Source organism: Rhodopseudomonas sp. (assembly GCF_048594845.1).
GTDB lineage: Bacteria > Pseudomonadota > Alphaproteobacteria > Rhizobiales > Xanthobacteraceae > Rhodopseudomonas.
In genome coordinates this window covers 1-3,000 of the sequence record NZ_JBMDXE010000010.1, presented here as the reverse complement: position 1 = coordinate 3,000, position 3,000 = coordinate 1, and the positions used below count along the sequence as shown (strand labels likewise).

Annotated in this window: 1 protein-coding gene; it reads left to right on the top strand. The window is 64.2% G+C overall.

Annotation, left to right across the window (positions count from 1 at the left end; genetic code table 11):
* Positions 1-2,599 (top strand): patatin-like phospholipase family protein (locus ACOJTD_RS00530; protein WP_420130995.1); only part of this gene is annotated, 2,599 nt, incomplete at its 5' end.
* Positions 2,600-3,000: the final 401 nt, after the last annotated feature.

Here is a 3,000-nt window from a genome sequence, read left to right as displayed (position 1 = left end):
ATTGACCTCGCAGCTTATCGTTCTCCAGATCGGTGCGATCGTGATGGTCGCCGCGATCCAGTGGTTCCTGCTTTCCGACGCGCAAACGCGCCAGGCCTACGACTTGCCATACCGGCACGTATTCGCGTTCTGGGCGCCCTGCATGGCCGCGGTGCTGCTGCTGGCGCCGGCGCTCGTCAGGCTGATGTTCCCCTTCGATAAATCGCCCATCGCCGCCGATCCCAACAATCTCGCGGTGGAGTCGAGGGCCTTCAGCTCCTGGCTGGCCGACACCGAACTTTTCGACCCCCGCGATGAACCGAAGCTGAGCTGGCGGCGGCTGATCTATGCGTTCTTCTACGGTCCGTTCTATCACCCGATGCACCTGCTTCTGCTGCCGGCCTGGACAGCCTTGGTGGTGCCGCCGGAGGTGCTCTACGTCGCCGTCGCCCTGTCGTTCGCCGTGTCCTATCTGATGCTGGTGTGGGGCAACGTGTCCACGCGCTGGGACGAGATGAACGTCCATCTCGACCGATGGTGTTTGCGCGGCGGGCCGTTGATCGTGTCGACGCTGGTGATCGCCCTCGGCCTGATGCGCGTCTTTCAGGTCGACTACATCTCGACCATCCTGGATGCGCTGCCGTTCGGCACGATCTTCGGCCTGATCGTGATGATCTACCTGCTGTTCTGGTTCCTGGAATATTGGATGAACCGGGCGCTTGCCGTTGGGCTGCTGCGGATCCTCGGCGCCGGGCCGAGCGAAATAACGATCGCCTATCCGCGTAATCCGCCGATCCCGGCCGGCATCGGCGTCAGTGCCGAGAACCGCTTCGTGCAACTGCACGAAACCGGACGCTTCATCGCATTGGGCTATTGGCAGCCCCCCGCAGCAAAGCCCGGGCACGCGGTCGGTCGCGGGCCGGAGGTTGCTTTCAACAGTTATTATTTCGGCGAGCTGTTCGATCGCCTCAGCCGCCGCGCGACGACGCCCGACGAAATGTCCTATGTCATCGACATCGGACGCCGCTCGGGAAACTACTTCCTGATCATGAACATTCTGATGGTGCTGATCACCGGCGCGTTTCTCGGCTACTATATCTACAATCACAATATCGGAACCGGCGGCATCGCGCCGGTGCTCAGGACGTCGGTAGAGCAGACAGCTCCGGCTCCCGTCAGCCTCGCGTCGCTTTTGGTTCAGCAGCCGAACCAGCCGGTGCGCCCGGCGCTCGTCGTCGTCGCCTCGGGTGGCGGCACCCGGGCGGCGCTGTACACCGCGTCGGTGCTACGGGGCCTGCACAAGCTCGGCGTCGACAAAGACATCGTGCTGCTCAGTGGCGTGTCGGGCGGCGGTGTCGCGCTCAGCTATTTCGCAGCAAACTCCAAGGCGCTGGTGGAGGCGCGCACCGACGATCCGGGTGGCTGCGATGAGAATTTGCCGAGCGCCTCCGGTAATTGGGATTGCTTCAACGACCGCATGACCAAACCGTTCATCGAGGACGTCCTCAATGGCGCGACGGAGTGGCGCGTGTTCTCCGACACGTCGCTGTCGGTCTTGCTGGCAGAGAGCTTCAACCGGCGGCTATTCAAAGGGGCGTTGATCGGCGAGCTTCAAGGGCCGGGCCTGATCCTGAATACGGCGATCGTCAGCCATCCCTCCCAGGACTCCCAACTGCTCCGAAGCACCCTGGACCCGCCGCCGAGCCTGGCAGCCGACCCGAGCTGCCAGGAGCACGAACGGGTCTATAAGCTGATGAGCGGCGGCCGGCTCGTCTTCACCAACCTGCGTGACACCGAGCGCTTCCCGGGCGGACCGGCGCCCATCGTGGACGTGATGTTTCCGTACCAGGTGGTGCGCGACGGCAAGGTGCCGCTGGCGGTCGCCGCCGCCCTTAATGCCAATTTCCCGCCCGTGTTTCCAAGCGCGCGGATCAGTATCAAGGCGGACAAACCGGATGACTGTCCACGCGACTACTACGTGACCGACGGCGGCGCCGTCGAGAATCTCGGACTGCTGTCCGCGCTCTACGCGCTGCAAGGCGCGGTCGCGACCATGGAAGATGGCAAGGCGATCCGGCCGATCCACATCGTTCTAGCTGAGGCGTCCGCGATCTCCTACGACTACGGTCAGGATCGTGGGATGTCGGCCGTCGGCAGCTCACGCGAGCGCCTGGCGGGTGGATTGACCTACGGTCTCACCGCCGAGCTCGAGGCGCTTCTCGCCAAGCGAGACAAGAACGCCACCAAGGTCAGATATCACTATCTCGGCCTTCCGTTGGCGTTCCGCGCGCGGGGCGGCTTCGGCACGCATTGGATGTACGCCAAGACGTATCACCTGAACGACCCGCGACCGCGCTCGATTCCGGCTGCCAATTTCCTTCCATCCTCGTGGGGACGGGACCGCAAGGCCGAGATCAACCAGTCTGATCTGCGCCAGCTCTGGAGCAGGCTGCACGAGCCGGACGATGAATTCTGCGGTCGGCAGGATTTCAAGGATGAAGCCAGGAAAGTGTGGCGCTGGATCTGCGAGCCGACCGAGGCATCGGCCGGCCCGCGCGACCTGCATATGGAGAAATGGCGGGACCTCGTGAAGGCGATGCGGAGCGATCCGACCAAATGACGGCTGGCCGTCACGGCGCAGTGGCAGGTCCACGCTGAGTTGGGGGGCGGGATCCGCCGCCGGTCGTGAAGAGCCGAGCGCCTCGACGGGCAGCGAATGCGTGTCTTGACAAAATTCCTAAAAGGACTATAGTCCGTCTTAACCCGCCTCGGGGAGAGGGGCGAAACGCGATCGTCACGGTTCGCGGGGCGGGGGGCGATGGACGCGGCAGCGTCAGGCGGGGACGTGAAGGCAGGGCGGGCTCCCTTTCATCGAAAGGCCCCGTGAGCCGACACCGAAGCGCTGACGACCACGCTGCCGCGGACGGCCAAGGCGTGTGGTCCTGATGTCCCGCGTGGCATCAAGCCCCGACCAGGCGTTCCGCTTCCACCGAAGCGCACGCGAACAGTCGGACGCGACGG